At 64.0% G+C, this 749-nt stretch carries 1 pseudogene; it reads right to left on the bottom strand.

Annotation, left to right across the window (positions count from 1 at the left end):
• Window positions 1-8: 8 nt before the first annotated feature.
• Window positions 9-749, bottom strand: a pseudogene (locus tag CFB39_RS38480) (IS5 family transposase); the annotation flags it as partial.

The raw sequence follows: 749 nt of genomic DNA, 5'->3' as shown, positions 1-749 counted from the left end.
TCACGAACTCAGACGATACAGACGGATTGCGGACGTGCGAGTTCCGCCATCCGATTGAGCACGCCCACGCGAACGGCAACCTCGGTGGCTTGCGTGTCGGTGCTGCGTGCCCACAGGCATGGACCCGTGAGCGTCTTGAACCGGTACATCGCGTTCTCGGCCAGCGAACGACGGTGATAGCCGCTTTGTTGCTTCCATTCGCGCCGGCTACCTTGTTCAATCGCATCGATTGCCTCGTTGCGCTGAGCCCCGCCGGGCGTGGCCGGTGGCCAGTGAACCGCACCTTCACGAGGCGGAACCGAGGGCGCGGCGCCGCGCGCGGTGATTGCCTCGTAGCAAGCCTGCGTGTCGTACGCGCCATCGCCACCGATCGTATCGATGGGCTCGTCGGCCGGGATCTGATCCAGCAGTTCAGGCAACACTTCGCCGACCGCGACGTCCTGGTGCGTCATGAGCGCAGCGCGCAGCTGGCCGGTGTTCGCGTCAAGCGCGAGATGCACTTTGCGCCATGTGCGGCGCTTGGAGTAACCGTGCTGGCGAACCTTCCACTCGCCTTCGCCGTAGACCTTCACGCCAGTACTGTCGATCACCAGATGCAGCCGCTCGCTACTGCGCACGACCGGCAGCTTTACCAGCAGCGTCTGGGCGCGACGTCACACGGTCGTGTAGTTCGGTACCGGCAAATCGGCGAAAGCCAGGTCACGCAGGCTTTGTGCGAAGCCTTGCACGGCACGCAACGGAAGATGGAA

The sequence above is a fragment of the Burkholderia sp. AU6039 genome, from assembly GCF_002223365.1.
GTDB lineage: Bacteria > Pseudomonadota > Gammaproteobacteria > Burkholderiales > Burkholderiaceae > Burkholderia.
The sequence above is the reverse complement of the archived record's forward strand: the minus strand, read 5'-3'. Positions and strand labels throughout refer to the sequence as shown.